This window comes from Lysobacter oryzae DSM 21044 (assembly GCF_059568595.1).
This window is the reverse complement of record NZ_JCANTQ010000010.1, coordinates 14,787-41,692: the sequence shown is the minus strand read 5'-3', so window position 1 is coordinate 41,692 and position 26,906 is coordinate 14,787. Positions and strand designations below refer to the sequence as shown.

Here is a 26,906-nt window from a genome sequence, read left to right as displayed (position 1 = left end):
TGGCGCCAATGAGCGCCGCCTCCCGCCGATGTCCCTGCCGTCCTTGAGCCAAGTCCTGAATCCCGTCGTCCCCAGCCGGGCCGCCCTCAGCCATCTCGACCGGCTCGAAGCCGAGAGCATCCACGTCCTGCGTGAAGTCGCCGCCGGCTTCCGCAATCCGGTGATGCTGTATTCGGTCGGCAAGGACAGCTCCGTGCTGCTGCACCTGCTGGGCAAGGCGTTCGCCCCCGGCAAGCCGCCGATTCCGCTGCTGCACGTGGATACCGGCTGGAAGTTCCGCGAGATGATCGCCTTCCGCGACCGCCGCGCCGCCGAGACCGGCGTCACCCTGCACGTGCACACCAATCCCGAAGGCCTCGCGCAGGGCATCGGGCCGATCAGCCACGGCGCCACCGTGCACACCGACGTGATGAAGACGCAGGCGCTGAAGCAGGCGCTGGAGCGGTTTGGCTTCGATGCGGCCATCGGCGGTGCAAGGCGCGACGAGGAGAAGTCGCGCGCGAAGGAGCGCATCTTCTCCTTCCGCAACGAGCAGCACCGCTGGGATCCGAAGAACCAGCGCCCCGAACTGTGGAACCTCTACAACACCCGCATCCACAAGGGCGAATCGGTGCGCGTCTTCCCGATCTCCAACTGGACCGAGCTGGACGTGTGGCTATACATCTTCCGCGAGAAGATCCCGGTGCCGTCGCTGTATTTCGCGGCGCAGCGCCCGGTGGTCGAACGCGACGGCGCGCTGATCATGGCCGACGACGAGCGCCTGCCGCTGCGCGACGGTGAAACGCCGGTGCTCAGGCAGGTGCGTTTCCGCACCCTGGGCTGCTATCCGCTCACGGGCGCGATCGAGTCGGAAGCCGACACGCTGGAGAAGATCATCGCCGAGATGCTGGTGGCGACCACGTCCGAGCGCCAGGGACGTGTCATCGACCACGACCCGTCCGCGTCGATGGAGAAGAAGAAGCAGGAGGGCTACTTCTGATGAATGCCGCGAACCAGTTTGCCGATCGCGGCGATGCCGCGGCCGCCGTCTCCGCCTACCTGCACCAGCACGAAACCAAGGGCCTGCTGCGCTTCATCACCTGCGGCAGCGTCGATGACGGCAAGAGCACGTTGATCGGGCGGCTGCTGTACGAGAGCAAGGGCCTGTTCGAAGACCAGTTGGCCGCGCTCGACAAGGACAGCCGTCGCCACGGCACGCAAGGCGGCGGGATCGACTACGCGCTGCTGCTGGACGGCCTCGCCGCCGAACGCGAGCAGGGCATCACCATCGACGTCGCCTACCGCTTCTTCAGCACCGACAAGCGCAAGTTCATCGTCGCCGACTGCCCGGGGCACGAGCAGTACACGCGCAACATGGCGACCGGCGCGTCGACGGCCGACCTTGCCGTGGTGCTGGTCGATGCGCGCAAGGGCCTGCTGACGCAGACGCGCCGCCACAGCTACATCGTGTCGTTGCTGGGCATCCGCAACGTGGTGCTGGCCGTGAACAAGATGGACCTCGTCGGCTACGACCAGGTGGTGTACGACGAGATCGTGGCCGGTTACCGCGAACTGGCCGAACAACTCGGCATCGATCACGTCACTGCCATCCCGCTGTCCGCGCTCCAGGGCGACAACCTCCTGCAACGCTCGGCCAACACGCCGTGGTACCGGGGCACGAGCCTGCTCGAATACCTCGAAACCGTCGAGCCGGGCGAACGCGACGCGGCGCTTGGCTTCCGCCTGCCGATCCAGTGGGTGAATCGCCCCAACCAGGATTTCCGCGGCTTCGCCGGCAGCGTTGCGGCGGGTTCGGTGAAGCCGGGCGACGAGATCGTCGCGCTGCCTTCGGGACGGCGCTCGAAGGTCGCCCGCGTGATCGGCACCCAGGGTGACCAGGAGGTGGCGGTCGCGGGCCAGGCGATTACGCTGACCCTCGTCGACGAACTCGACATCAGCCGTGGCGATGTCATTGCCGCGGCGCAACAGCCGCCGCAGGTCGCCGACCAGTTCGCCGCGCACGTGCTGTGGATGGGCGAGCAGCGCCTGCTCCCGGGACGCCCGTACTGGCTGAAGATCGGCACGCGCACCGTCAGCGCGAGCGTCACCGAGATCAAGCACAAGGTCGACGTCAACACGCAGGAGCAGCTCGCCGCCAAGCACCTCGAACTCAACGAGGTGGGCTACTGCAACCTCTACCTCGACCATGCCATTGCCTTCGAGGCCTACGCCGACAATCGCGAGCTGGGCGGCTTCATCCTCATCGACCGCCAGAGCAACGCCACCGTCGCGGCCGGCACGATCGACTTCGCCCTGCGCCGTGCCGGCAACATCCATTGGCAGCACGTCGACGTCGACAAGGCCGCGCGCGCCCGCAGCAAGGCGCAGGTGCCGCGTTGCGTGTGGTTCACCGGCCTGTCCGGATCCGGCAAGTCGACCGTTGCGAACCTGGTCGAAAAGCGCCTGCACGCGATGGGGCACCATTGCTACATCCTCGACGGCGACAACGTGCGCCACGGGTTGAACAAGGACCTGGGCTTCACCGACGAGGACCGCGTGGAGAACATCCGCCGCGTGGCCGAAGTCGCCAGGCTCATGGTCGACGCGGGCCTGATCGTGCTGGTGAGCTTCATCTCGCCGTTCCGCGCGGAACGGCGGATGGCGCGCGAGCTGTTCGCGCCGGGCGAGTTCGTCGAGGTGTTCGTCGATACTCCACTGGCGGTGGCCGAGCAGCGCGACGTGAAGGGCCTGTACGCCAAGGCGCGGGCCGGCAAGATTCCGAACTTCACCGGCATCGATTCGCCGTATGAAATTCCGGAGCGGGCGGAGGTCGTTCTCGACACCGTGCACGCCACGCCGGAGGCGCTCGCGCAGCAGGTGATCGCACACCTGCTCGACTGAGCGTCGGCGCAGGCTGGCCGGAAAAAAACAAAACCCCGGCGCATGCCGGGGTTTTGTCTTGCTGGCTCGCCAATTCAGGCCGCGCGTGGCGTCTTCCTGCGAATGGCTTCGTAGAGGAACAACAGGACGATCGCCGTCACGATCGCGCAGACCCAGACCATGACGGTGCTGGTGAGGTTGAGCATCCCGGCGAGCCGGCTGCCGAGCAGGGCGCCGGCGATGCCTAGCAGGATGGTGAGGATCCAGCCCATCGGGTCCGCGCCTGGCTTGAAGAAGCGCGCGAGGATGCCGACGACTGCGCCGCCGATGATGTAACCAATGACGCCTTCGAACATGGAGATACTCCTGTTGAATCGTTGGTTGGTGTGGGGCGCGGCCATCCTATGCAGGCCTTCGGGCGCCAGCACGCTGCGCTGCAACGTGGCGGCGCACGCGCCAGGCGCTCGTCCGGAATGAAAAAGCCCGGACGGAGCCGGGCTTTTTCCTGAGCAACTGCGGGATCAGCAGCAGCCGTGGTCGCCGTGGTGATCCCCGCCGGCCACCGCGGCTACCCCGCGCGTTTCGCCGCGCTGGCTCGCCAGGTGGTGTTCGGCGATCACGCGCGACACCGAGGCGGTGACGCGCTTGCCCATCGGGATGTGCAGGAACTCGTTCGGACCGTGCGCGTTCGAGTGCGGCCCGAGTACGCCGGTGATCATGAACTGCGCGCCCGGGAACTTCTCGCCGAGCATGCCCATGAACGGGATCGTGCCGCCTTCGCCCATGTACATCGCGGGCTGGCCGAAGAACTCCTGGCTCGCCGTGTCGATCGCGTTGGACAGCCACGACGACATCGCCGGCGCGTTCCAGCCGGTGCTCGCCTTCTCCAGTTCCAGCGTGACCGTCGCGCCGTTGGGCGGGTTGGCTTCGAGCGTCTGCTTCAGGAGTTCGCCGGCCTTCTTGCCTTCGAGCGTCGGCGGCAGGCGCAGCGAGAGCTTCACCGCGGTGAACGGTCGCAGCACGTTGCCGGCGGACGACAATGGCGGCATGCCGTCCACGCCGGTCACCGACAGCGCCGGGCGCCAGGTGCGGTTGAGCACGAGTTCACTCAGTTCGTCCGCCATGGGCTTGAGGCCGGGCAGTAGCGGGAACTTGTCGAACACCGCGGTATCGAGCACCCGCGCGGCTTCCTTGGCCTGCTCGAGACGTTCGGCCGGGACTTCGACATGCAGCCCGTCGAGGATGATGCGCCCGGTCTTTTCGTCCTCGATGCGCGAGAGCAGCTGGCGCAGCAGGCGGAAGCTCGACGGGACGATGCCCGATGCGTCGCCGGAGTGAACGCCTTCCTCCAGCACCTTGACGGTGAAGTTGCCGCCGGCCAGGCCGCGCAGCGAGGTGGTGCACCACAGCTGTTCGTAGTTGCCGCAACCCGAATCGAGGCAGACGACCAGCGACGGCTTGCCAATGCGGTCGGCCAGGTGGTCGACGTAGGCGGGCAGGTCGTAGCTGCCGGACTCCTCGCAGGCTTCGATCAGCACCACGCAACGCGAGTGCGGCACGCCCTGTTCCTGCAGCGCCATGATCGCCGCGAGCGAACCGAAGATCGCGTAGCCGTCGTCGGCGCCGCCGCGGCCGTACAGGCGGTCGCCCTTGATCACCGGCTTCCACGGGCCGAGGTCCTCGTCCCAGCCGGTCATTTCCGGCTGCTTGTCGAGGTGGCCGTAGAGGATCACGCAGTCCTCGTTGCTGCCGCCGTTCGCGGCCGGGATGTCGATGAAGATCAGCGGCGTGCGGCCCTCGAGCCGCACGACTTCAAGCTGCATGCCCGGGATGGCCTGAGCGCGTCCCCATTTCTCCATGAGGGCGACCGCGGCGTCCATGTAGCCGTGCTTGACCCAGTCCGCGTCGAACATCGGCGACTTGTTGGGGATGCGGATGTATTCGACCAGTTGCGGAACGATTTCCTCGTCCCACTTGGCGGATACGAACTGCTCGATCTTGCGGCTATCCATCGGGGCTTTCCGGCTTGCGGACCTTTCGCAGGAAAAGCCCGGGGGTGGGATTGGTGCGGCAGTTTAGCGCACGCCGGATTTTTCCTACCTCAAGTCCGGGCCGTTTCCGGGGCAATGCCGGCCTTTTGCTGATGGGAGCGGGTGGGGTGGATGCGGACACTGTCCTCACCGGCCCACGGACCGGGGCCCACCGGTTGGGCCGTCAAAACCCAGGAATGACCACCACAAGGAGCATGTATGTCCAAGTTCGCCACGCTGCTGCACACCCTTCTGCTCTCGCTGCTGTTCGCCGGTAGCGCGCTCGCTGCCGAGAGGGTCAACATCAATACCGCCGATGCCGCGACGATCGACCGTGTGCTGCTGAACATCGGCAAGAGCAAGGCCGAGGCCATCGTGGCCTACCGCAAGGCCAACGGCGCCTTCAGGAGCGCCGAGCAGCTCACGCTGGTCAAGGGCATCGGCCTGAAGACCGTCGAGAAGAACCGCGACCGGATCGTGGTCGCCGGGGGCGCGCCGGCGCCGGCACCGGCACGCAAGCCCGCCGTGCCCGTGGCCCGCCCGGCGACGGCCAAGCGCTGATCGCTGGTTTGGCCGGGGCAGGATGCCCCGGGAAATCGGGCCCAGGCCTGGACAAGGATGTGTGTCGCCCGGCCACGAAGGGACGCGTGGCCGGGCGAATCTCTGTGCGGGCTGCAACCAAGGCGCGTGGCCGACAGCCGGGATCGCGCCCGTTAAACTGGGGCATGGTCGAATCCGCTTCCCTCGCTCGCTCCTGGGTGATTCCCGCCAACGAGTATCGCCGCGAGCGTTGGCGCAACCAGATGGGTTGGACGCGCGAGATCTACAAGGCGCTGGATCGGGACGAGTGGGACTGGCGGTTGTCCATCGCGGAAATCGAGCGGGACTCCGCGTTCTCCTCGTTTCCCGGTGTCGACCGCGAGTTGGTACTGCTCTCAGGCAACGGGCTGCGCCTGCGCTTTGCGGACGGCGAGGTGCACGAGCTGCATCCACCGCACGGCAAGCTGCGCTTCGCCGGCGAACAGGCGGTCACCGGTGAACTGGTCGACGGACCGACGCACGATTTCAACCTGATGTGGCGGCGCGAGCGCGTGCACGCCGACCTGTGGCACCGGCCGCTGGTGGGGCCGATGGTGATCTTCGCCGAGGCGGGCACGACCTGGGCCGTCCACCTGCTCGCCGGGCGCGCGCGTTTTGCCGACGATTCGGGCCTGCCGGCACTGGAGGCGGGCGATACGGCGATCCTGCAGGCCGGCGCGGAACGGCTGCGGCACGTGGTCGAAGGCGGCGGCGAACTCCTGCTGGTGCGCGTGAGTCCGCACCATGCAACGGACGGCTCGCCCTAGCGCGACGGCTTGCCCTGACGCGGCAGCTCATCCGGCCAGCGCGGGGCCCAGCACGACCAGCAGTATCGCTACCGACACCCCGAGCACGCTCACGATCATCTGCCGCGGCGTACGGCCGCGCGCCCACATCCAGATGCCTGACAGACCGAGCAGCAACAGTCCGACGGCGAAGCTGTCGGCCAGCAGGTTCCAGGCCCAACCGCCACCGACGCCCTTGTGCAGGCGGGTGATCGCCGCGAGCGGGGTGTGCGAACTGCGCTTGAGTTCGGCGGTTCCCTGTCCTGGGCTGTATTCCAGCGACCAGGATGCGCTCGCCGTGCCGCCGCTCAGGTTCCACTTCGGCGATTGCTTGCCCTCCTTACCGTCCTTGCCGCCCTTGCGGATGACCTGGGCGTCGAGGCGCTGGGTTTCGCGCAGCCATAGAGAGAGTTCTTCCGGAGTCCGTCGCGCGGCGGCCGGGATCTGCAGCGTCGTGCGGCCGGCTTCGCTGGTCTCGCCCTGCGGCCAGGCGTTATCGCCGAAACGGTTGTTCATCACCAACCCGGTGAAGCCATAGACGATCGCCGCGAGCGCACCCCAGGCGCCGACCCACAGGTGCAATTGGCGCACCCAGCGGTAGGTGGCGTTGCTGCGGCGGCGGGCCAGATCGGCCGTGCTGGTCGTGGTGTTCATTGGCGACGTCCGTGGGTTTAGAAAAACCAAGGGAGCCCTGCTCAAGAGCAGGCTCCCTTGGTCGTTTCGATGGCTGAGATCAGAACTTGAAATTGACGCTCAGGTAGGCGGCCCGCGGCGATCCCGGGGTGATGTTGTCGTTGCTGTTGGCCGAAACGAAGTACTTTTTGTCGAAGACGTTCTCGATGTTGAGCTGGAGGCCGAGCAACTCGTTGACCTGGAAGAAGACCGCGGCGTCGTAGCGGGTGTAGCCCTTCACCACGACCTGGTTGTCGATGTTGGGATAGAGCTCGCTGCGATAGACGGCGCCCAGCCCGGCGCCCCAGTGGCTGTTGAAGTCGTAGCGATTCCACAGCGACGCCGTGCGCTCCGGCAACTGCGCCGGCCTGTGCCCGCGATTGGGCCCGGTAAGGAGGACCTCGCCGTCCTGCCAGGCGTAGCCGCCCATGACGCTCCAGGCCTTGGTGATGTTGCCGGCCAGCCCGATCTCGACGCCGTCGATGCGCTGGCCATCGGTCAGGATCGAGTGGGTCGGGTCGTTGGGATCGGTTGCGATGACGTTCTTCTTGTCGAGGCGATAGACCGCGGCCGTCAGCGACATGCCGGGAATCACGTCCCACTTCGCGCCGATTTCCTGGTTGCGCGATTCTTCCGGGTCGAACGCCTGGTTGCTGGGGCTCAGCGACGACATCTGGTCACCGGAGCGGGGCAGGTAGGTCATGCTGTAGCTCGCGTACAGCGACAACGGCTCCGCCGGCTTGTAGACCAGGCCGACGCGGGGCGAGAGCAGGTCGTCGGTGGACGACAGATTCCGGTTTTCCGGAAGCGTTGATGCGCGGTGGTCTTCGAAGTCGACGTCGAAGCGGTCATACCGCAGGCCGAGGATCGCCAGCCATTGCGGCGAGAACTCGATCTGGTCCTGCACGTAAAGCCCGGCGACCCTGGCCACCGTATGGTTGTCGGCATCACTGGACGACGGCGCGAATGAGAGCGGGCCGGTGTAGATCGGGTCCGAGAACGGCACGCAAACCTTGTTGGTCGCGTTGGCGCCGCAGGTTGCGTTCAAAGGGAAGACGCCCGTCTTGCGCAGGTTGTCGGTTTCCTGACGGCCAAGTTCCGCCCCGAACAACAGCGTCTGCTTGATGTCGCCGTCGAGCTCCCAGACGAAGTCGGTCTGGTTGAACACGTTCCTGCGCTGGGTGGCGTTGTTGTAGGCGCGAATATCGGCCATCGGCGTGCCGCCTACGAACGTGATGGGGCCGCCCGGATACACGTTCTGGTAGAACTTGTCGTAGTCGGCGATGCGGGTGCGGTTGCGCAACGTCATGCCGTTGCCGAAATCGTGGTCGACCAGCGCGCTGAACGCATCCACGTCTGCGGTGGCGGAGCTGCGATCCGGATCGCCGAAGAAGGTCGAGGGGGCCGTTTCCACCGGCAGGCGGCGGCCATTGAACGCGTTCGGGGAAGACGGAACGCCGCGGTCCGCGACGCGCTCGTCCTCGAAGTGTTCGTAGCCGAGGGTAATCGTGGTGTTCTCGCCGGCCTTGAAGGCAAAGGTCGGGTTGATGCCCCAGCGGCGCGCCTCGTAGCCGTCGCGGTAGCTTTCGGAATCCTCGAACATGCCGGTGACGCGGAAGGCCGACGCGTCATTGATGCCTTGGCCGAAATCGCCGGCGATGCGGCGTTTGTTCCACGATCCCAGTTGCAGGTTCAGCCCGCGCACGGTGTCCCAGTCGGCCTGCTTGCTGACCCGGTTGAGCACGCCGCCGCTACCGCCGCGGCCGAAGATCATGGCGTTGGGGCCCTTGAGGGCTTCGACGCGCTCGATGTTGTAGAGGTCGCGGAAGTACTGCGTGTCGTCGCGGACGCCGTCGACGAACATGTCGGCGGTCGAGCTGTTGCCGCGCATCACGGGGGTGTCGCGGTTGCCTTCGCCCTGCGCCATGGTGATCCCCGGCACGTAGCGCACCACGTCGGCGAGGTTCTGCATCGCTTGGTCGCGGATCAGGTCCTCGGTGACCACGGTCACCGACTGGGGCACATCCTTCAGTTCGGTATCGGTCTTGGTGGCCGTCGTGGAGCGCTTCTGGACATAGCCGTAGTCGACCGTTCCATAGACCTGGACTGCGTCGATGTCGGTGGCGCTGGCCGAATCGAGTGGTTCCGCGCTGGCCTGCGAACAAAGGACGAGCGCGAGGGCGGCGGCCAGCGGGGCGGCGGCCGGAAACTTGCTGTTGATCATGTTCGGCAATCTGAGTGCGGCCGCAGCCGCGTCGCGCCGAATCTTAATGAGAGTGGCTCGCAAATGCAAACGATTCGCGTTTGCCGAAATGGCTAGTCGCGGTCGTCGCGGGTCCAGACGCCGGTTTCGTCGACCTTGACCGGAAACCTCACCACCGGCTCATACGCGGGCGCGCACAGCGGCCGGCCGTCGCGCACGTCGAACTTCGCCCCATGCAAGGCGCATTCGATGGTCGCGTCTTCGCCATCAAAATGGCCGGCGGAGAGCTCGAAGTCCTCGTGCGAGCACTTGTCTTCCATCGCGTAGTAATCGCCGTCGTAGTTCACCACCAGGATCGGCGTGTCGCCGTCCCACACAACGGTGGTTTCACCGGGCAGCAGTTGTGACGTTGCGCAGACAAAGACCCAGTCGCCCATGTCAGAGGGCCTTTTCCAGCACTTCGAAGCGCAGGTCCTGGCGCTTGGGCACGCCGAAGCGTTCGTCGCCGTAGGGAAACGCCTTCTTGATGCCGGTACGGTGGTAGCCGCGGCGTTCGTAGAAGGCGATGAGCTCGTCGCGGATGTCGATCACGGTCATGCGCATCGCCGGGAGCTTCCATTCCTCGCGGGCGACGCGCTCGGCCTCGGCGAGCATCGCTTTGCCGATGCCAGCGCCCTGCAGGTGGGGGCGCACCGAGAACATGCCGAAATAGCCGGCGCCGTCTTCGATTGCCACGTGGGCGCAGGCCAGCAGTTCGGGCATACCTTCCGCGGAGATGCGCTCGCCGATCAGGATGCGGCTGTCGGGCCGGCCCAGGCAGGCCTGGACGTCGTCGGCGCCAGTGCGGCGCCCCTCCAGCATGTCCGCCTCGGTGGTCCAGCCCTGCCTGCTGACGTCGCCGCGGTAGGCGGACTCGACCAGCGCCACCAGTGCGTCGGTGTCGGCATGGGTGGCGCTGCGGAATTTCAATGCGGTTTCGTGGCTCATGCGAAGAGTCGGAAGACGTAGGGAAGCATCATCAGCACCAACAGCAGGCACACCAGCGGGATGGCGATCAGCAGGATCACCCGGACCGCCTTTGCGGCGCGCCCCTGGATGGCCTCGGCGCGGTCGTTGATGCGCTCGATCCGGTCCAGTTGGCGCTGGTAGAGCGTGATGTGCTCGCGCTGCACCGCCAGCGCTTCGCGTTGGTTGTCGCGGATCTCGCGGAGCAGGGCGAGTGTTTCAGCTTGTTCGGACATGGGGGCTGCCGGAGGTGGTCGGCAAAAGCGTAACGCAGGTTGGCCGACGCGGGCGCAAGTCCGCGACTTGCCAACAGTGGGACGTCAGGCGAGCAGCTTGCGCACCTTGTGCAGCGCCGCCACGAAGGCCTCGACTTCCGCATGCGTGTTGTAGAACGCGAACGAGGCACGGCACGTCGCCGGAACGCCGAAATGGTGCATCAGCGGGTGCGCGCAATGGTGGCCGGAGCGGATCGCCACGCCCTCGAGGTCGAGCAGGGTGGCCAGGTCGTGCGCATGCGCGCCCTGCACGAGGAAGCTCACGACCGCAGCCTTCTCGCCCGCGCGCCCGAAGATGCGCAGCCCTTCGACCTTGTCCAGCTCCTCGGTCGCATGCCGCAGCAGTTCCTGTTCCCGTGCTTCGGCGTGGTGCATGCCCAGCGATGACAGGTAGTCCACCGCCGCGCCAAGGCCGACGAAACCGGCGATGTTGGGCGTTCCGGCCTCGAACTTGTGTGGCGCGTCGTTGTAGACGGTCCCTTCGAAGCGCACCTCCTTGATCATCTCGCCGCCGCCGATGAAGGGCGGCATGGCGGCGAGGTGCTCGCGCCGCGCCCATAGCGCGCCGGTGCCGGTCGGGCCGCACATCTTGTGCCCGGTGAAGGCGTAGAAGTCGCAGCCGATCGCGGCGATGTCCACGGGCCGGTGCGGCGCGGCCTGCGAGCCATCGATCGCGGTGACGATGCCGCGGCGCCGGGCCTCGCGGCAGATCTCCCGCACCGGATTGACCGTGCCCAGCACGTTGGAGACGTGCGTGAGCGAAAGCAGCTTCACTTCGGGCATGAGCAGCCGATACAGCGCATCAAGGTCGAGTTCGCCGGCATCGTTGATGTCGGCGACCTTGATCGTCGCGCCGGTGCGTTCGGCAACGAGCTGCCAAGGCACGATGTTGGCGTGGTGCTCCATGCGCGTGAGCACGATCGCATCGCCGGGCTGCAGCCGCGGCAGGGCCCAGGAGTACGCCACCAGGTTCAATGCGAAGGTGGTGCCGCTGCACAGCACGAGCTCATCGGCGCGGACGTTGAAGAACGTCGCCAGCTTGCGCCGCGCGCCTTCGTACGCATCCGTCGCCTCCGTGCCCAGCGTGTGAACGGCGCGACTGACGTTGGCGTTGTGGTGCCGGTAGAAATCATCGACCGCATCGATCACGGCGGCCGGCTTCTGCCCGGTGTTGGCGGAGTCGAGGTAGATCAGCGGCTTGCCGTGCACCTCGCGGGTGAGCAGCGGGAAGTCGGCGCGGACGCCGGCCCAGTCGATGATGGGGTTCGACGCTGCGTTCATGCCGGCTCCGATGGTGCGTGTCCCGTGCGCGCCAGGGCCGAGTCGAGTTTCGCCGTCAACGCATCCCGCAACGGCGCGTCCTCGATGACGGCAAGCGCCTCGCGACAGAACGCCGCGGTCAGCAGCGCCCGCGCCTGGGGCTCGGGAATGCCGCGGCTGCGCAGGTAGAACATGGAGGTCGGATCGAGCTGGCCCACGGCGGCGCCGTGCGCGGCCTGAACTTCGTCCGCGTGGATCTCCAGCACCGGCTGGGTGTCGATCTCGGCGCCTTCGGAAAGCAGCAGATTCTTGTTGGACAGCTCGGCGACGCTGCCATCGGCACCCTCGCGGATGGTGATGCCGCCATGGAAGGCGGCCTTCGAGCGGCCCGCGCCGAGACCGCGCCACAGCAGTTCGCAGCGGGTGTTTCGCGCCACGTGTTCGATGGCCAAGCGGGTGTCCAGATGGCGCTTGCCGTCCGCGAGCAATACCCCGTTGGCGATCACCTGGGCGCCTTCGCCTTGCAGCGACGCATTGAGCTCATGGCGCGACAGCGCGCCGCCGAGTTCGAGATCGAGCCGCAAATAGGTGGCGCTGCGCGCCAGCACGGCATCGGTGCGCGTCAGCAGCGTGGCGGTCACGGCTTCATCCTGCACGCGCACATGGGTGAGGCGTGAGCGCGCGGCCAGGTGCACGTGGACGAAGTGGTTGGCGAGATGCGCGTTCGCGCCTGCGGCGAGGTGGTGCTCGACCACGGTCAGTTCCGCGTCGCCGCGCAGCTCGATGAAGTGGCGCGAGTGGGACGCCAGGTCGCGCTCCGCGGATGCGCCGGCGAACACCAGGTGGATGGGAGTGGTCGAAGACGCGCCTTCCTCGGCGCGCAGGATCGCGCCCTCGTCCGCGAGGGCGGCGTTGAGCCGGGCGAAGACTTCGTCGGCGCGCTCGAAGCGGCGGGCGAGGAAGTTCACCTCGCGTTCGTGGCCGTCGGCCAGCGCCTGCGACAGCGGTTGCAGGGTCACGCCCTTGGGCAAGCCGGACAGGTCGCTGTGCGCGGCGTCGAAACGACCGTTGACGAACACCAGCCTCGGCGCGGGAATGCCGGCGAGCAGGGCGGCGTCCAGCACGGCCGGCACCGCGGCCGCCGGGGCGAATGCGCGGCGCTCGAAGGCACGCAGGGGCGTGTACTTCCAGCGTTCGCTGCGGCTGCCGGGCAGGCCGTCGCGCAGCGCGGCCGCCAGGGCGTCGCGGCGCGATTCGCCCAGGCCGGCGGCATCGCGGCCGGGCAGGGCATCGAGGGCGGATGCGAAGGAGTCAAGCAGGGCGCTCATGTCAGGCCGCCGCTCCGGGGGCGACGCGGTCCTTGACCCAGGCGTAGCCGTGTTCTTCCAGTTGCAGGGCGAGTTCGGGGCCGCCGGTCTCGACGATGCGGCCATCGGCCAGCACGTGCACCACGTCGGGCTTGATGTAGTCGAGCAGGCGCTGGTAGTGGGTGACGACGAGGAAGGCCCGCGCGGCCGAGCGCAACGCGTTGACGCCCTCGGCGACGTTCTTCAGCGCGTCGATGTCGAGCCCGCTGTCGGTCTCGTCCAGGATGGCCAGCTTCGGTTCGAGCAGGGCAAGCTGGAAGATCTCGTTGCGCTTCTTCTCGCCGCCGCTGAAGCCCTCGTTGACCGCGCGCTGCAGCAGGTCGTCCTTGAGGTGCAGCACCGCCAGCTTCTCGCGCACCTTCTTCAGGAACTGCATCGAGTCCAGCTCGCTCTCGCCGCGCGCCTTGCGCTGCGCATTGAGCGCGGCGCGCAGGAAGTAGGTGTTGTTCACGCCGGGAATCTCGACCGGGTATTGGAAGGCGAGGAACACGCCGGCGGCGGCACGCTCTTCCGGGGCCAGCGCGAGCAGGTCGCGGCCTTCGAATTCGACGGAGCCCTCGACGATCTCGTAGCCCTCGCGGCCGGCGATCACGTTGCCGAGCGTGGACTTGCCGGCGCCGTTGGGGCCCATGATCGCGTGGACTTCGCCCGGATTCACCTCCAGCGAGAGGCCCTTGAGGATTTCCTTGCCGGCGACGCGGACGTGGAGGTTTTCGATCTTCAGCATTTCGTTTCTCTGGTGAATTCGGTCGCCACACGTGGCGAAAAAATCTGGCTTGCGCTAGCCGGGGTACGGTCGGCCTTGGCCGGCGCAGCCGATGCCGGCTGGGTACCGGCCAGGCGTGGGTGCTTACCCCACCGCGCCCTCGAGGGAGACTTCCAGCAGCTTCTTGGCTTCCACCGCGAACTCCATCGGCAGCTCCTTGAACACCGACTTGCAGAAGCCGTCGACGATCATCGACACCGCGTCCTCTTCGCCGATGCCGCGCGATCGGCAGTAGAAGAGCTGGTCGTCGCTGATCTTCGAAGTCGTCGCCTCGTGCTCCACCGTCGCCGAGGGATGCTTCACTTCGATGTACGGGAACGTGTGCGCGCCGCATTTCTTGCCGATCAGCAGCGAATCGCACTGGGTGTGGTTGCGCGCGCCCTCGGCGTTCTTCTCCACCCGGACGAGGCCGCGGTAGGTGTTCTGGCCGCGACCGGCGCTGATGCCCTTGCTGACGATCTTCGACTTGGTGCGCTTGCCGATGTGGATCATCTTGGTGCCGGTGTCGGCCTGCTGCCGGTGATGGGTCAGGGCCACCGAGTGGAACTCGCCCACCGAGTCGTCGCCGAGCAGCACGCACGACGGGTACTTCCAGGTGATCGCCGAGCCGGTCTCCACCTGGGTCCAGGTGATCTTGCTGCGCGCGCCGCGGCATTCGCCGCGCTTGGTCACGAAGTTGTAGATGCCGCCGACGCCGTTCTCGTCGCCCGGGTACCAGTTCTGCACGGTCGAATACTTGATCTCGGCGTCGTCCAGCGCGACCAGTTCCACCACCGCGGCGTGCAGCTGGTTCTCGTCGCGCTGCGGCGCGGTGCAGCCTTCCAGGTAGGAGACGTAGGCCTTTTCCTCGCACACGATCAGGGTGCGCTCGAACTGGCCGGTCTCGCTGGCGTTGATGCGGAAGTAGGTGCTCAGCTCCATCGGGCAGCGCACGCCCTTGGGGATGAACACGAACGAGCCGTCGGAAAACACCGCCGAATTGAGCGCGGCGAAGTAGTTGTCGTGGGTGGGGACGACGCTGCCCAGGTACTTCTGCACCAGTTCGGGGTATTCGCGCACCGCCTCCGACATCGAGCAGAAGATCACGCCCTTTTCGGCCAGTTCCTTGCGGAACGTGGTGCCCACGGACACCGAGTCGAACACCGCGTCGACCGCGACGCCGGCCAGCTTGGCGCGTTCGTGCAACGGCACGCCGAGCTTCTCGTAGGTGTCGAGCAGCTCCTGCGGCACTTCATCCAGCGACTTGTACTTCGGGCCCTTGGGCGCGGAGTAGTAGCTGATCGCCTGGAAGTCGATCGGGGCGATGTCGAGCTTGGCCCAGTGCGGCTCGGTCATGGTCAGCCAGTGGCGGTACGCGGCCAGGCGCCACTGCGTCATCCACTCCGGTTCGTTCTTGCGCTCGGAGATCGCACGGATGACGTCTTCGTTCAGGCCGGGCGGCAGCGATTCGGATTCGATCTGGGTGACGAAGCCGGCCTCGTACTTGCGGCCGAGCTGTTCACGGATCTCGCGATTCGTTTCCGCCGGAGTTTCGGCGATGTTGGCGGTGGTTGCTTCGGTGGCCATGGTGGCTGCCTATGGAACGTCGGGCCGGACGGCGGGAGCCGTCCTAGGTGGCGGCGAGGCGCAGGTCGATGCGCTTCGCCGATGCAGGGTGGGGAGGGGGCGGGGCCAGCATCTGCGCGAGGGTGATGCCGCGCAGGGCGTCGATCACCACGTCGTTGATGCGGTTCCAGTTGGCGCGCACGCCGCAGGACTGCTCGATGCCGCAGTTGCCGCTGTGGACGCTGCACTCGGTCATGCCGAGCGGGCCTTCCAGGGCTTCGACGATCTCGATCAGCCCGATTGCCGCGGCCGGCCGCGACAGCCGGTAGCCGCCGTTGGCGCCGCGGGCCGCCGAGACCAGCCCGGCCTGCGCCAGCGGCTTGAGCACCTTGGCGACCGTCGGCGTCTCCAGTCCAGCCCGTTCAGCCAGTTCGGTGGCGCTGAGCACGACTTCGGGCGCGCCAACCTGGTGGGCGGCGAGCACGGTCATGACCACGGTGGCGTAGTCGGTGAGCTTGGCGACTCGGAGCATGCGGCAAGGCCGGGTTTAATTCGTACTGGAATTGTACTGATTTGGCTGCGCCGGGTCGAGCCGGGCCCCGCCGCCGCCCCCGCGGAGGCGCGAATGCGAGCCCTTGGGGCGCGACGGCGAGGGTGGAGAGGGCCGGCGACGGGGCAGGTGAGCTGCAACGCCGGGGTTCAGGCCCTCCACCGACCAGGCAGAAGGGCGTCAGCGACGGGCCTTCGAGCTCCACCGACGAGGCAGGCGAGGCCCTACGACGAGGCAGGTGAGGCCCAACGAAAAGGCAGGTGAGCTGCATCGACGAGGCGAATGGAATGCGACGACGCGGCCGGTGAGCCGCGACGCCGAGGCCCGAGCGTTCGACGATGAGGCCGGCGAGGTCGGACGACGAGGCCGGTGAGGTCCAACGACGCGGCGGGTGAGCTCCGGCGACGAGGTCGGCGCGCGTCAACGCCGAGGCTGTGGGGTCAAACGACGAGGCCGTTGCGGTCAGCGACGAGGCAGGTGTCATCCGGCGAGGAGCCTCCGGCGACCGCTCACGAGGCTGCACCGACACGAAGGACAAGCGGGCCCTTTCGACCTCGCGGCGCGGCCGGCCGCTCGCGAGGTCGCGTGGTTGGTCACTCGGCCAGGCAGCTCATCCGGACAGGCCCGTCTTCGCGCCTTCGTGCCCGCGATGACGGCATCCTCGCTTTCAAGCACAATCGCCGCCTTTCGCCAATTCCTTTCCGCCCGGACCCTGCATGCCCCGCAAGATCGCCACCCGTCGTTCCAACATCCATGGCAACGGCATGTTCGCCGTCGCGCCGATCAAGAAGGGCGAGCGCCTGATCGAGTACAAGGGCCGCCGCCGCACCCACGAGGAAGTCGACGAAGGCGACACCGGCGACGTCGATTCAGGGCATACCTTCCTGTTCACGCTCAACGACAAGTACGTGATCGACGCCAACTACGAAGGCAATTCGGCGCGTTGGATCAACCACAGCTGCGATCCGAACTGCGAGGCGGTGCTGGAAGAGGATGACGGCGACGATCGCCGCAAGGACCGGGTGTTCATCGAGGCTATGCGCAACATCGCGCCCGGCGAGGAGCTGTCGTACAACTACGGCATCCGCCTGGAGGAGAAGCACACCAAGGAGCTGAAGAAGATCTGGGAATGCCGCTGCGGCTCCCCGAACTGCACCGGCACGATGCTGCAGCCAAAGAAAGACAAGTCCGAAAAAAAGAAGAAAAAGGACAAGAAGAAAAAGAAGGGCAAGGGCAAGAAGGACTGACCGGTCCTTCCCCTGCCAGCGCCGGGTTCGTCCCGGCGCTTCTTTTTTGCGGGTTGTGCGCGGCGCCGCCAGCGTCCTCGCGGCGATCCCCGGGGCGATCCCCGGGGCGATCCCCGGGGCGCTTCCACTTCCTGTTCATCCGCCATCGCCTGCCGCGATGCGCGACGTAGGCAATTGGTTGGCATGACTTCCGCCAGTCGGTAATGGCCCGGGTCGGCCATACCCTGCGGGCCAGCCGGGACGACGATCCCGGCGGGCAGCGCAAACGGACGCCGTCGCCTTTCCACTTTCCGGACTTTCCATGCGTGCAACGCTGACCACCGCCATCCTGGCCGCGCTCGCCGCGCCTTCCGCTTTTGCCGCCGTCGAAGTCGATGGCCGCATCGACCCGGCCGAATGGCAGGGCGCCCAGCACATCACCGATTTCCGCCTCACCCAGCCGCTGTCGCGCGCGCCGGCGCCGCAGCCGACCGAGGCCTGGATCCTCGCGACCGAGGAAGGCCTGGCCGTGGCGTTCCGCAACCTGCAGGAACCCGGGATCGCGCGCACGCGCCAACAGGCCCAGCGCGACCAGGGCGCGCAGGCCGACCGGGTCAACCTGTACGTCGACTTCGATGGCGACGGCCGCAGTGGCTACAACTTCACGGTGCTGCTCTCCAACAGCATCATCGACACCACCATCTCCAACGAGAACCAGTTCAACACCGACTGGGACGGCGACTGGCGCCACGCCACCAGCGAGGACGAGGCGGGCTGGTCGGTGGAGATGCTGATCCCCTGGCACATCGCCCCGATGCGTGACGTCGAAAACGGCACGCGCACGCTGGGGATCCAGCTCGACCGCGTCATCGGCGCCACCGGCGAACGCGCGTCGTGGCCGGCGGTGAGTTTCCAGGAAACGCGCTTCCTCACCGCGCTCAACAAAGTGCAGGTGCCGGCGTTCAGTCAGTCGCTGCTGGCGATCACGCCGTACACGTCGGTCGTGTACGACAACATCGCCAACAAGGCGGACTTCGACGCCGGTGCCGACATCTTCTGGAAGCCCAACGGCAAGTTCCAGCTCAGCGCCACGCTGAATCCCGACTTCGGCCAGGTCGAAAGCGACCAGCTGGTGGTGAACTTCAGCGCCAACGAGACCTTCTTCAGCGACAAGCGCCCGTTCTTCACCGAGAACCAGAGCTACTTCGACATCCCGTTCGGCTCGCTCAACACCTCCAACAAGCTGATCTACACCCGCCGCATCGGCGCCAACGCCGACGATGGCAGCGGGGCCGGCGACGTCACCGCCGCGGTCAAGGTCAACGGCAGCCTCGGGGCATTGAACTACGGCGTGTTCGCCGCGACCGAGGCCGATGAAGCCGGGCGCGACTTCTACGCGGTGCGCACCTCGCACGACGGCGACACCCAAGGTATCGGCGCGATGGTCACGCGGGTCGAGCGGCCCTGCTACGGGCAGGACGCCGCGGGCTGCATCGGGCGCGAAGCCAATGTCTACGAGGTCGACCACCGCTGGACCCCGAGCCCGCAGTGGTCGATCCGCACCACGCTGGTCGGCTCCGACGTCGACGGCCTGGGCACGGATGCGTTCGGCCGGCGCGATCCGCGCGAGTCCGGCAGCGACATGGGCGCGCAGATGCGCATCGACTGGGACATGGGCGAGGGCTGGCGCCAGCAGCTGTACATGCTGCACCTGGGCGACAAGCTGCAGCTCAACGACTTCGGCTTCCTGGAACGCAACAACTTCAACTACGCGCGCTACGACCTCGGCAAGCGCTTCACCAACCTGCCGGAAACCTCGCGCTACAGCGCGGCCGACTGGCACTGGGCCACGTCGCGGCGCTTCAACGACCATGGCCTGCACATCGCCGACGCCTTCGCGATGAACCGCAATGGCCAGCTGCACGACGGCGGCAACGACTTCTTCGAGATCGCCTGGTGGTCGTCGGGCCACGACGACCGCATCCTGCGCGGCAACGGCATCGTCAACATGCCGGCGAAGTACTTCCTGTTCTACGAACGCAATCGCCCGCGCCAGGGCGATGGCCACTGGGAGTTCTACGGCAACGCGCGCTGGACGTCCGAAGGCCTGGATACGCCGCACAAGGGCCAGCTCCAGCTCGATTTCGAGCCGACCTTCCACGTCAACGACCGCTTGCGCTTCTTCACTTCCTGGTACTTCGAGCACAACCCGGACTGGCTGCTGTGGCGCGGTGGCAACCTGCTGGGCAGTTATGAAGAGGACATGATCCTGCTCAACGCGGGCAGCGTGTTCCTGATCAGCGACAAGCAGGAACTGCGCGTCCGCCTGGAAGCGATCGGCCTGGACGCCAAGGCGCGGCAGGCGTACCGCGTGGCCGCCAACGGCGAGCCGGTGGCCGCGGCCGAAGCGATTCCGGATGTCGGCCTGCGCAACCTGGGCTTCCAGGTGCGCTACCGCTACGAGCTCGCGCCGCTGTCGTACCTCTACATCGCCTACGTGCGCGGCGGTTCGTTCTTCGAGGAACTCGAAGGCGGCGGCTTCCGCGCGCGCGACGAGTTCCAGGACGCCTTCAGCCTGCGCGACAGCGAGCAGCTGCTGGTGAAGCTTTCCTACCGCTTCGAACTTTGATCACGGGCTGGCGGGGCGCGCCGCCAGCCAGGCCTCCGGCGTCAGGATTGCGAACAGTCCGCTGCGCCGGGTGCGGCGCGCCAGGGACAGCAGGTGGGCGTCGCGGCTGAGCAGCCAGCGCGCGCCTGCGCGCAGGGCCAGGTCGAGGAATTTCTGGTCGTCCGGATCGCGGCAGCGCAGCGTTGGCGCGGCCGGGTCCGTGCTGCCTTCCATCGGCACGCAGCGTATGAGGGCATCGAAGCGGGCCAGCGCGATCGCGCGCCCGGTGTCGTCCAGGCGCAGCACCGGATAGGACAGCACGCGACGCCATTCCTCGCGGCAGGCGGCATCGGTCACGGCAACCAGCTCGTTCGCGTGCAGCGCCTGGTGCAGGGGGACGCAGCGCGGATCGTCGAATACGAACAGGTCCAGGCACACGTTGGTGTCCAGGACGACCATCGGCGTCGCCGTGGTGGCGTCGAAGGAAGCCACGGCGCGGACTACAGGTCGTCCTCGCCCGGGAACGTCACCGACAGCTCGTTCACCACGACCGTATCGCCCTGGCGCGGATAGCGCGGGTCGTCGCTGCGGTAGCTGCCCTCGCCGATGGGATACGCGTCGGCGGGATCGTCCTTGTCGTCTTTCGGGCCCAGGCGCCAGCTGCGCCGCACCGGGTCGTTCCCGTTCGCCTCCAGCGTGCCGCCGCCGAAGTCCTGCGCGACGCCGCCGTAATCCCAGCCCAGGCCGCTGTAGGTGATCGGCTTGCCGTTGCGCCTGACCAGTTCCGCCAGCGGCGTGCCGATGGCGATGCCGTCGTCCATTCGCCAGCGCGACTCTGGATCGAAGACGCGCACCAGCGACAAGCCGCGCAACGTGGATTCGTCCTGGAAATACAGGTACGCGCGCCGGCCCGGGTCGTCCGGGAAGAGGATCACGCCACGCGAGGTCTCGCCTTCCGCGCCCGGCACGTTGCCGATGCGGACGTTGCCTGCGCCGAAGATCCGACGCAGCGAGTCAGGCGTGCTGTCCGCGGCGAACGGGCCGGGCAGCACCAGCGCGTCGGACGAGGCGTCGGCGGGCGGCGCAACGGCCGGCGCATCCGCCGGGGTGGTCGCGACGCTGGCCGGGGGCTGCGCCGTCGCTTCGACCGATGGCGCCGGCCGGTTGCATGCCGCGAGCAGCAGGGCGAGGGCGAACGCGCCGAGCCGGCGCGCTGTCACGGTCCGGCTTCCTGCAGGTTGGCCGAGGCGATCCGCCACTGGCGCTGTTCCGGCGTCGCGCCATCGACCACCGCGCGGCGCAGCGTGTACGCGCCGGTGAAGCGTTGCTGGCTGCCGTCGCGACGGGTCGCGGTGATCGTCACCGGTATTTCGATGTAGCGCGACCCCGCGGCCGCATCGACGTCGCCCGGCGCCTGCATCTCGACCGACACGCCCGTGGTGTCGGCGAAACCGGCGGCGAACTGCTGCGGCGACTGTCCGCTCGAGCGGCCTGCATCCGACCACAGTGCATAGGCGCGGCCGAAGTCGCCGCTGTTGATCGCGCCGTAGTAGTCGCGAACGACGGCGACGGCGTCCTCCGGCGTGGGTTCGCCGGCGGCCGCCGTGTCCCCCTCGGGTGCGTCGGGAACGAGCGGATTGCCGTCCTCGTCCACCGGCACCGCGGGCGCTTCCGCGACGGGCGGGCCGACATGGCCGGGCCCGGGACGATCGGGCATGCCGGTCACGCCGCCCGAGGTCCCCGCCGGTGTCGGCAGTTGTTCGGCGGGTCCGCTGCCATCGGCCGCGGTGCGCTTGGCCGCTTCGTCGCCGCAGGCGCCAAGCAGCAGGGTGGAGAGCAAAAGGAGGGCGCTGAAATGGTTACGCATCGGATGCTGGGGTCAGTTGTCGTCGAGGTGCACCACGACCTGGCCGTCCTCGATGTCGGTGCGGCCGATGCGGCGCGAACCGAGGCGATCGAGCAGGGTGTTGTCGAAGCGGTAGATGGGTTCGTCGCGGGCGTAGCCGGCCAGCCAGTTGTTGAGCAGGCCGCGCGCCGAGCTGTTCATCATGCCGCCCATGGCCGGCACGTTCACCTGCTCGATCGCCGGATCCTGCAGGTGCAGCCCGCGCGTGCTGGGGTCGTAGCGCACCGCGCTGGTCAGGGCGAAGTGGCCATTGGGGCGGCTGCTGTCGCTGCCGAGCGCGCCAACGCCGAGATCGAAATCCAGGCGCAGCCGGTTGGTGCCCTGGGGGATCGACAGGCGCGGGTTGAGCAGGGTCATCGAGACCAGCCCGCCGAGCTTGTCGTAATGCTTGGGGAAGTTGCGACTGAGCGCCTGCTGCAGTTGCGGCTGGGAGAAATTGACCTGGTTGCCGAGCAGCGCGGTGACGGCGCTGAGCGTCGAGCAGCCGGCCAGCGCCAGTGCGGTGCCGAAGGCGGCGGCGGTAAGGAAGCGACGGCGCGGGTTCATGGGCGGGTCCCGTTGAAGCGAGGGTGTGCGGACGATACGCGCGTCCCCGGGCATCGCAAGTGAACCTGCGGCGGGCCTCAGCGCTGCTGCAGCGCCAGGCGCAGGCCGAGGCCGATGAAGAACGCGCCCAACGCGCGCTGCCGCCAATGCGCGAAGCGCCCGCTGCCACGCAGCTTGCGTCCGAACCGGCCGATCATGGTGCTGAGGAAGGCGCTATGGCTGAAGCCGATCAGCGACAGCAGCGCGCCGAGCACGAGGAACTGCAGCCACACCAGCCCGCGCTCGGGATGCACGAACTGCGGCAGGAATGCGAGGAAGAACAAGGCCACCTTGGGGTTGAGCACGCCGGTCATCACCGAGCGCCAGTACACGGCGCCGGTGGTTGCAGCGGAGGCCTGGGCGGGGGCGGGGTGCAGCTCCGCGCCGGCGCCGTCGCTGCCACCGCGCCAGGCCTTGATGCCCAGCCAGACCAGGTAGAACGCGCCGGCGTACTTCAGCACTTCGAAGGCGAGCGCCGAGGTGGCGAGCACCGCCGACAGTCCGAGGCCGGCGGCGAGGGCATGGATGAGGGTGGCCGTTTCCAGGCCCAGTCCGGCGCGCAGTCCGCGCGCGGTGCCGCCTGCCACCGTCTGCGCGACGATCCACGCGGTGCCGGGGCCGGGAATGATCACCAGCACGACGGCCGCGGCGAGGAAGGCGAGCAGGGTGGGAGCGTCGAACAGGTGCATGGCCGCATTATCCGCCCACGCGCCCCCGGCGGTCGGTGTCCCGGGCAAGGTTGCGGAGCGTCGGCGGGTGACGTCGTGCGGCGTGCGGGCGGGCGACTCGCCTGCGCGCGTGGAGCAGTGCCCTACATCGCGACCATCTTGTCCGGACTCGGCTGCGCGGGCAGCCGATCCGATCCCGGCATTACGCCAGGGCGGTGTGACCGATGACGGCCCAGGTGACGGCGATGAGCAGCGCGGCTCCGAGCATGCTGCGGGCTAGACGTTCGATCCGGTCGGTGGACCGGGTTGGCTTTCCGGCGTTCATGGTGGTGGACCCCCCGTGGGTGCAGGGGGATGAAACGCCCGAAGCCGGCCCGGTTCTGCGATCCGGATCACAGGGCTCGGCAGCCGGCCCCGCGACTTCCCCGGTTGGTGCCGCGCATCGCATTTTCACGGCCGCCGTTGCCGCGGTCAGCAACGTGTAGGTGCCGCGGCTTCCCGGCAGCGGGCATCCGGGCCTGTGACGGCGGCCCGGATGCGCGCGGGCTTCAGTCCTCTTCGGCCTTGGGCTTGTACGCCTCGACCAGCTTCTGCTGCACCTGCGCCGGGACCGGCTCGTAATGGCTGAAGTCCAGCGAGTAACGTCCGCGCCCGGCGGTTACCGACTTCAGTTCCGCCGCGTAACCCTCCAGCTCCGACAGCGGCACCTGCGCGCGGACCACGATCTCGTTGCCACGCGTCGAATCGGTGCCGTTGATGCGCGCGCGCTTGCTGGCCAGGCCGCCGCTGATGTCGCCCATGTGCTGTTCCGGCGCATTCACCTCGAGGTCGACGATGGGCTCGAGCACCTGCGGGCGCGCCTTGGCGATCGCGTCGAGGAAGGCCTTCTTGCCGGCGGCGACGAACGCGACTTCCTTGCTGTCCACGCTGTGGTGCTTGCCGTCGTAGACGATCACTCGTACGTCCTGCATCGGATAGCCGGCGACGGCGCCGTGGCCCAGCACCTGGCGCACGCCTTTCTCCACCGCGGGCATGAACTGGCCGGGGATGGTGCCGCCCTTCACCTCGTCGACGAACTCGAAGCCGCCACCGCGTGGCAACGGCTCGATGCGCAGGAAGACCTCGCCGAACTGGCCCGCGCCGCCGGTCTGCTTCTTGTGGCGATGGTGGCCTTCGGCCTTGCCGCTGACGGTTTCGCGGTAGGCGATGCGCGGCGGCCGCGATTTCACTTCCACGCCGTGCTTGTCCTTCAAGCGGTCGAGGTTGACGCGCAGGTGCAGGTCGGAGAGCCCACGGATCACCGTCTCGTTGGTCTCGGCTTCGTGCTCGACGGTGAAGCACGGATCTTCCTCGGCCAGCTTGTGCAACGCCGTCGCAAGTTTCTGCTCCTGGCCCTTGTGCGCGGCTTCCACCGCCAGGCCGAACATCGGCTTGGGGAAGTCGAGCGGTTCCAGGTGGATCTGGTCCTCGTCGTGGCTGTCGTGCAGCACCGCGTCGAAATGCAGTTCGTCGACCTTGGCGATCGCGGCGATGTCCCCGGGCACGGCCTGGTCGACCTCGATGTGGTCCTTGCCCTTGAGCTTGAACAGGTGGCCGACCTTGAACGGCTTCTTGCCGTCGTCGACGAACAGCTGCGTGTCCTTCTTCACCGTGCCCTGGTAGACCCGGAAGATCCCGAGCTTGCCCACGAAGGGATCGTTGACGATCTTGAAGACGTCGGCGATCACGTGCTTCGCCGGGTCGGGGGCGGCCGCGATCGGTTCGGGCCCGTGGCCGTTGAGCTTGTGGAACGACGGTGGATTGGCCTCGCTCGGATTGGGGAACAAGCGTTCGGCGACGTCCAGCAATTCCTTGATGCCGACGCCGCTGCGCGCCGAGCAGAACAGCACCGGCACGAGGTGGCCCTCGCGCAGGCACTGCTCGAAGGCGTCGTGCAGCTCCTGGCCGGAGAGGCCGCCCTCGCCGAGGTCGAGGTAGTGCTCCATCACCGTCTCGTTGATCTCGACCACCTGGTCGATGATCTTCTGGTGCCAGTCGGCGACCGGACCCAGGTCGCTGTCGCCCTGGGTGTTGGAAAAGCAGTCGATCACGCCCTTGCCGCCGTCCGCCGGCAGGTTGAGCGGGAGGCATTCGTTGCCGAAGGTGTCGCGCAGTTCGTCGAGCACGCGGGCGCTGTCCGCGTCGGCGTGGTCGATCTTGTTGACCACCAGCACGCGGCACAGGTTGCGCGCCTTGGCGTACTCCATCATGCGGCGCGTGCCGTATTCGACGCCGCTGTCGGCATCCACCACGATCGCCACGGTTTCCACCGCCGCCAGCGCGGACAGCGCGGGGCCGCGGAAATCGGGATAGCCGGGGGTGTCGATCAGGTTGACGTGGACGAGCTTGTCGGGCGCCGTGCCGTGGTCGATGGAAGCGATGCCGACGTCGAGGGAATGGCCGCGTTCCTTCTCGATCGGATCGAAGTCGGAGACGGTGCTGCCGCGTTCAATGGTGCCTGCTGTCTGGATGGCGCCGCCGGCGTGCAGCAGGGCTTCGAAGAGCGTCGTCTTGCCGGCGGCGGGGTGGCCTGCCAAGGCCACGTTGCGGATGTCCTGTGTGCTGTACGACATGAGGCCGTTTCTCCCAGGGCTGGGTTCGAAAGGCCGTCATGGCTGTCCGCGTCGGAAGCGATGCCGTCCGAGCAGTCGCTCGGCGAGGGCGGTCATGGCGGGGTGCCGGCGGAAGCCGGGGAACAACCATCCCGCAGCCGCTGCGGCCGGTCAAGGCCGGGGTCTGGCGCCCTCGCGCCATGACGCCTGCATCACAAAGCTAACGGCCGCGGCGCTACCCTGTGCGCCCCTTTTCATGGAGCAGCGGACATGGCCTTCAAGCGTTTCGCGGAAGCGGTCTGGCAAGGCGACCTGCAAGCCGGCAAGGGCAGCATGAGCACGCCGCAGAGCGGCCTGTTCGCCAACCAGAACTACTCGTTCAAGACCCGCTTCGGCGACGAGAAGGGCACCAATCCGGAGGAGCTGCTGGCCGCGGCGCACGCGGGCTGCTTCTCGATGGCGTTGTCGGCGACGCTGGGCAAGTCCGGCTTCACCCCGGACAAGATCGAAACCCGCGCCGAGGCCACCATGGATCCCGGCATGGATCCGGGCCCGACCATCACCGGCGTCAACCTGATCGTGAACGCCAAGGTGCCGGGCATCACAGCCGACCAGTTCCAGCAGATCGCCGAGGCCGCCAAGGCCGGCTGCGTGATCTCGCGCGCGCTGTCGGTCCCGGTGACGCTGTCGGCGACGCTACAGGGCTGAGTCCGGCGCGCGTGCGACCGCGGATCGGGCACGCGCTCCTGCTGCACGGGGCGGGCGGCGGCGGCTGGGAATGGAACCTGTGGCGCGGCGTGCTCACCGCGGCGCGCATCGACGTGTCCACGCCGGACCTGCAGCCGGCAGCGGACGGACTGGCGGCCACGACCCTCGATGACTACCGGCGGCAGGCGCTCGCCACGCTCTTGGCGTTGCCCCGGCCGCGTGCATTGATCGGCGCCAGCCTGGGCGGGCTGCTGGCGGCGCAGTGCGCGGAGGACGCCGACGCGCTGGTGCTGGTGAATCCCTTGCCACCGGCGCCGTGGGCGCAGGCGCTGCCGGCGCGCGAATGGCCTGCGCTGGTGCCGTGGCGGCGCGATGCGCGGCTGGCATCGACGCGTCGCGCCTTGCCCGATGCCGACGAGGCAACGGCGCTGTTCGCCTTCGCGCGTTGGCGCGACGAATCCGGCGCGGTGTTGCGCGCCGTGCATGCCGGAATCGATGTCGCGCGGCCGCGCTGCCCCGTGCTATGCGTCGTCTCGACCGCCGACGAGGATGTACCGCCGGCGACGACTCGCAGCCTCGCGGCGGACTGGGGCGCGGACCTGATCGAAGCGGCTTCGCCCAGCCATGTCGGCCCCCTGCTCGGGCGCGGCGCGGCGGCCCTGGCGGAGCAGGTCGTGGCCTGGCTGTCGGCGAGGTAAACCGTAGCCGTGGAGCCGGC

The 26,906-nt window shown here is 67.8% G+C and carries 26 protein-coding genes and 1 pseudogene; 8 read left to right on the top strand and 19 right to left on the bottom strand.

The annotated features are described in order from the left end of the window. Positions 1–28 precede the first annotated feature (28 nt). The gene (cysD, locus tag BP05_RS06305; protein ID WP_496361609.1) at positions 29–979 is read left to right on the top strand and encodes a sulfate adenylyltransferase subunit CysD; all 951 of its coding nucleotides are present in this window, start codon (positions 29–31) and stop codon (positions 977–979) included. After that, a complete protein-coding gene (gene cysN / locus BP05_RS06300) occupies positions 979–2,880 on the top strand; it encodes a sulfate adenylyltransferase subunit CysN (RefSeq protein WP_496361607.1) in 1,902 nt (633 codons plus the stop codon). The genes cysD and cysN overlap by 1 nt, the downstream gene beginning before the upstream one ends. Positions 2,881–2,954: 74 nt before the next feature. On the opposite strand, the gene BP05_RS06295 is transcribed toward cysN, so the two are convergent. Together BP05_RS06295 and BP05_RS06290 are read right to left on the bottom strand one after the other, a co-directional pair. After that, positions 2,955–3,215, bottom strand: coding sequence for a GlsB/YeaQ/YmgE family stress response membrane protein (locus BP05_RS06295; protein WP_496361605.1), 261 nt, complete (start codon positions 3,213–3,215; stop codon positions 2,955–2,957). A 165-nt stretch (positions 3,216–3,380) separates the two neighbouring features. Further along, the gene (locus BP05_RS06290) at positions 3,381–4,871 is read right to left on the bottom strand and encodes a M20 family metallopeptidase (RefSeq protein WP_496361603.1); all 1,491 of its coding nucleotides are present in this window, start codon (positions 4,869–4,871) and stop codon (positions 3,381–3,383) included. A gap of 237 nt (positions 4,872–5,108) precedes the next feature. Between BP05_RS06290 and BP05_RS06285 the strand changes: the two genes are divergently transcribed. Continuing rightward, positions 5,109–5,450: a ComEA family DNA-binding protein gene (locus BP05_RS06285; protein WP_496361601.1), complete on the top strand. Its 342-nt coding sequence runs from the start codon at positions 5,109–5,111 to the stop codon at positions 5,448–5,450. Between the two features lie 164 nt (positions 5,451–5,614). Then, positions 5,615–6,235, top strand: a complete 621-nt coding sequence (locus BP05_RS06280; protein ID WP_496361599.1) for a HutD/Ves family protein — start codon at positions 5,615–5,617, stop codon at positions 6,233–6,235. 27 nt (positions 6,236–6,262) lie between these two features. Here the strand turns inward: BP05_RS06280 and BP05_RS06275 are convergent, their stop codons facing one another. The 10 genes from BP05_RS06275 to BP05_RS06230 form a co-directional block, all read right to left on the bottom strand. Further along, a complete protein-coding gene (locus tag BP05_RS06275) occupies positions 6,263–6,907 on the bottom strand; it encodes a PepSY-associated TM helix domain-containing protein (protein WP_496361597.1) in 645 nt (214 codons plus the stop codon). Positions 6,908–6,986: 79 nt separating this feature from the next. After that, positions 6,987–9,149 (bottom strand): TonB-dependent receptor, encoded by a 2,163-nt coding sequence (locus BP05_RS06270; protein WP_496361595.1) that lies wholly within the window; start codon positions 9,147–9,149, stop codon positions 6,987–6,989. 92 nt (positions 9,150–9,241) lie between these two features. Then, positions 9,242–9,565: a non-heme iron oxygenase ferredoxin subunit gene (locus BP05_RS06265; RefSeq protein WP_496361593.1), complete on the bottom strand. Its 324-nt coding sequence runs from the start codon at positions 9,563–9,565 to the stop codon at positions 9,242–9,244. Position 9,566: 1 nt separating this feature from the next. After that, on the bottom strand, positions 9,567–10,115 hold the full coding sequence (locus tag BP05_RS06260; protein ID WP_496361591.1) for a GNAT family N-acetyltransferase: 549 nt from the start codon (positions 10,113–10,115) through the stop codon (positions 9,567–9,569). Then, the gene (locus BP05_RS06255) at positions 10,112–10,369 is read right to left on the bottom strand and encodes a hypothetical protein (protein ID WP_496361589.1); all 258 of its coding nucleotides are present in this window, start codon (positions 10,367–10,369) and stop codon (positions 10,112–10,114) included. Before BP05_RS06255 ends, BP05_RS06260 begins: the two co-directional genes overlap by 4 nt. Positions 10,370–10,453: 84 nt before the next feature. Beyond that, on the bottom strand, positions 10,454–11,689 hold the full coding sequence (locus BP05_RS06250; RefSeq protein ID WP_496361587.1) for a cysteine desulfurase: 1,236 nt from the start codon (positions 11,687–11,689) through the stop codon (positions 10,454–10,456). Next, positions 11,686–12,996, bottom strand: coding sequence for a Fe-S cluster assembly protein SufD (gene sufD, locus BP05_RS06245; protein ID WP_496361585.1), 1,311 nt, complete (start codon positions 12,994–12,996; stop codon positions 11,686–11,688). The genes BP05_RS06250 and sufD overlap by 4 nt, the downstream gene beginning before the upstream one ends. 1 nt (position 12,997) lies before the next feature. After that, positions 12,998–13,762 carry a Fe-S cluster assembly ATPase SufC gene (gene sufC, locus BP05_RS06240; RefSeq protein WP_496361583.1) on the bottom strand — a complete coding sequence of 255 codons (765 nt, stop codon included), beginning with the start codon at positions 13,760–13,762 and terminating at the stop codon, positions 12,998–13,000. A 123-nt stretch (positions 13,763–13,885) separates the two neighbouring features. Continuing rightward, the gene (gene sufB / locus BP05_RS06235; RefSeq protein ID WP_496361582.1) at positions 13,886–15,367 is read right to left on the bottom strand and encodes a Fe-S cluster assembly protein SufB; all 1,482 of its coding nucleotides are present in this window, start codon (positions 15,365–15,367) and stop codon (positions 13,886–13,888) included. 43 nt (positions 15,368–15,410) lie between these two features. Then, complete coding sequence (locus tag BP05_RS06230) at positions 15,411–15,878, bottom strand: SUF system Fe-S cluster assembly regulator (RefSeq protein ID WP_496361580.1); 468 nt, start codon at positions 15,876–15,878, stop codon at positions 15,411–15,413. A 734-nt stretch (positions 15,879–16,612) separates the two neighbouring features. Here BP05_RS06230 and BP05_RS06225 point away from each other — a divergent pair. Continuing rightward, positions 16,613–17,077 (top strand): annotated as a pseudogene (locus tag BP05_RS06225) (SET domain-containing protein); the annotation flags it as partial. A 367-nt stretch (positions 17,078–17,444) separates the two neighbouring features. Continuing rightward, positions 17,445–19,751, top strand: a complete 2,307-nt coding sequence (locus BP05_RS06220) for a DUF5916 domain-containing protein (protein WP_496361578.1) — start codon at positions 17,445–17,447, stop codon at positions 19,749–19,751. Here BP05_RS06220 and BP05_RS06215 read toward each other — a convergent pair whose 3' ends face one another. From BP05_RS06215 to fusA, 7 genes are all read right to left on the bottom strand, one after another. Then, a complete protein-coding gene (locus BP05_RS06215) occupies positions 19,752–20,222 on the bottom strand; it encodes a putative toxin-antitoxin system toxin component, PIN family (RefSeq protein ID WP_496361576.1) in 471 nt (156 codons plus the stop codon). Between the two features lie 8 nt (positions 20,223–20,230). Continuing rightward, positions 20,231–20,950: a hypothetical protein gene (locus BP05_RS06210; protein WP_496361574.1), complete on the bottom strand. Its 720-nt coding sequence runs from the start codon at positions 20,948–20,950 to the stop codon at positions 20,231–20,233. After that, entirely contained in the window at positions 20,947–21,597 is a 651-nt protein-coding gene (locus BP05_RS06205; RefSeq protein ID WP_496361572.1) for a hypothetical protein, read from the bottom strand. Before BP05_RS06205 ends, BP05_RS06210 begins: the two co-directional genes overlap by 4 nt. A 12-nt stretch (positions 21,598–21,609) precedes the next feature. Further along, the gene (locus BP05_RS06200) at positions 21,610–22,182 is read right to left on the bottom strand and encodes a YceB family lipoprotein (protein WP_496361571.1); all 573 of its coding nucleotides are present in this window, start codon (positions 22,180–22,182) and stop codon (positions 21,610–21,612) included. A 77-nt stretch (positions 22,183–22,259) separates the two neighbouring features. Further along, positions 22,260–22,910: a LysE family translocator gene (locus BP05_RS06195; RefSeq protein ID WP_496361569.1), complete on the bottom strand. Its 651-nt coding sequence runs from the start codon at positions 22,908–22,910 to the stop codon at positions 22,260–22,262. Between the two features lie 181 nt (positions 22,911–23,091). Then, positions 23,092–23,214 carry a hypothetical protein gene (locus tag BP05_RS06190; protein ID WP_496361567.1) on the bottom strand — a complete coding sequence of 41 codons (123 nt, stop codon included), beginning with the start codon at positions 23,212–23,214 and terminating at the stop codon, positions 23,092–23,094. Positions 23,215–23,437: 223 nt separating this feature from the next. Further along, positions 23,438–25,501 (bottom strand): elongation factor G, encoded by a 2,064-nt coding sequence (gene fusA / locus BP05_RS06185; protein ID WP_496361565.1) that lies wholly within the window; start codon positions 25,499–25,501, stop codon positions 23,438–23,440. A gap of 249 nt (positions 25,502–25,750) precedes the next feature. Here fusA and BP05_RS06180 point away from each other — a divergent pair, with 249 nt between their 5' ends. Both BP05_RS06180 and BP05_RS06175 read left to right on the top strand, forming a co-directional pair. Further along, on the top strand, positions 25,751–26,188 hold the full coding sequence (locus BP05_RS06180) for an OsmC family protein (RefSeq protein WP_496361563.1): 438 nt from the start codon (positions 25,751–25,753) through the stop codon (positions 26,186–26,188). Between the two features lie 11 nt (positions 26,189–26,199). Beyond that, positions 26,200–26,886, top strand: coding sequence for an alpha/beta fold hydrolase (locus BP05_RS06175; RefSeq protein ID WP_496361561.1), 687 nt, complete (start codon positions 26,200–26,202; stop codon positions 26,884–26,886). The last annotated feature ends 20 nt before the right edge of the window (positions 26,887–26,906 follow it).

Excerpts from the sequence above, each read along its gene's own strand:
- BP05_RS06205 (WP_496361572.1), bottom strand. The coding sequence starts at position 21,597 with ATGCGTAACCATTTCAGCGCCCTCCTTTTGCTCTCCACCCTGCTGCTT.
- BP05_RS06280 (WP_496361599.1), top strand. The coding sequence starts at position 5,615 with ATGGTCGAATCCGCTTCCCTCGCTCGCTCCTGGGTGATTCCCGCCAAC.
- BP05_RS06250 (WP_496361587.1), bottom strand. The coding sequence starts at position 11,689 with ATGAACGCAGCGTCGAACCCCATCATCGACTGGGCCGGCGTCCGCGCC.
- BP05_RS06270 (WP_496361595.1), bottom strand. The coding sequence starts at position 9,149 with ATGATCAACAGCAAGTTTCCGGCCGCCGCCCCGCTGGCCGCCGCCCTC.
- BP05_RS06180 (WP_496361563.1), top strand. The coding sequence starts at position 25,751 with ATGGCCTTCAAGCGTTTCGCGGAAGCGGTCTGGCAAGGCGACCTGCAA.
- sufD (WP_496361585.1), bottom strand. The coding sequence starts at position 12,996 with ATGAGCGCCCTGCTTGACTCCTTCGCATCCGCCCTCGATGCCCTGCCC.
- BP05_RS06190 (WP_496361567.1), bottom strand. The coding sequence starts at position 23,214 with ATGAACGCCGGAAAGCCAACCCGGTCCACCGACCGGATCGAACGTCTA.
- cysN (WP_496361607.1), top strand. The coding sequence starts at position 979 with ATGAATGCCGCGAACCAGTTTGCCGATCGCGGCGATGCCGCGGCCGCC.
- BP05_RS06220 (WP_496361578.1), top strand. The coding sequence starts at position 17,445 with ATGCGTGCAACGCTGACCACCGCCATCCTGGCCGCGCTCGCCGCGCCT.
- BP05_RS06265 (WP_496361593.1), bottom strand. The coding sequence starts at position 9,565 with ATGGGCGACTGGGTCTTTGTCTGCGCAACGTCACAACTGCTGCCCGGT.
- BP05_RS06230 (WP_496361580.1), bottom strand. The coding sequence starts at position 15,878 with ATGCTCCGAGTCGCCAAGCTCACCGACTACGCCACCGTGGTCATGACC.
- BP05_RS06295 (WP_496361605.1), bottom strand. The coding sequence starts at position 3,215 with ATGTTCGAAGGCGTCATTGGTTACATCATCGGCGGCGCAGTCGTCGGC.
- sufB (WP_496361582.1), bottom strand. The coding sequence starts at position 15,367 with ATGGCCACCGAAGCAACCACCGCCAACATCGCCGAAACTCCGGCGGAA.
- fusA (WP_496361565.1), bottom strand. The coding sequence starts at position 25,501 with ATGTCGTACAGCACACAGGACATCCGCAACGTGGCCTTGGCAGGCCAC.
- BP05_RS06255 (WP_496361589.1), bottom strand. The coding sequence starts at position 10,369 with ATGTCCGAACAAGCTGAAACACTCGCCCTGCTCCGCGAGATCCGCGAC.
- sufC (WP_496361583.1), bottom strand. The coding sequence starts at position 13,762 with ATGCTGAAGATCGAAAACCTCCACGTCCGCGTCGCCGGCAAGGAAATC.
- BP05_RS06195 (WP_496361569.1), bottom strand. The coding sequence starts at position 22,910 with ATGCACCTGTTCGACGCTCCCACCCTGCTCGCCTTCCTCGCCGCGGCC.
- BP05_RS06275 (WP_496361597.1), bottom strand. The coding sequence starts at position 6,907 with ATGAACACCACGACCAGCACGGCCGATCTGGCCCGCCGCCGCAGCAAC.
- BP05_RS06285 (WP_496361601.1), top strand. The coding sequence starts at position 5,109 with ATGTCCAAGTTCGCCACGCTGCTGCACACCCTTCTGCTCTCGCTGCTG.
- BP05_RS06260 (WP_496361591.1), bottom strand. The coding sequence starts at position 10,115 with ATGAGCCACGAAACCGCATTGAAATTCCGCAGCGCCACCCATGCCGAC.
- cysD (WP_496361609.1), top strand. The coding sequence starts at position 29 with ATGTCCCTGCCGTCCTTGAGCCAAGTCCTGAATCCCGTCGTCCCCAGC.
- BP05_RS06290 (WP_496361603.1), bottom strand. The coding sequence starts at position 4,871 with ATGGATAGCCGCAAGATCGAGCAGTTCGTATCCGCCAAGTGGGACGAG.
- BP05_RS06200 (WP_496361571.1), bottom strand. The coding sequence starts at position 22,182 with ATGAACCCGCGCCGTCGCTTCCTTACCGCCGCCGCCTTCGGCACCGCA.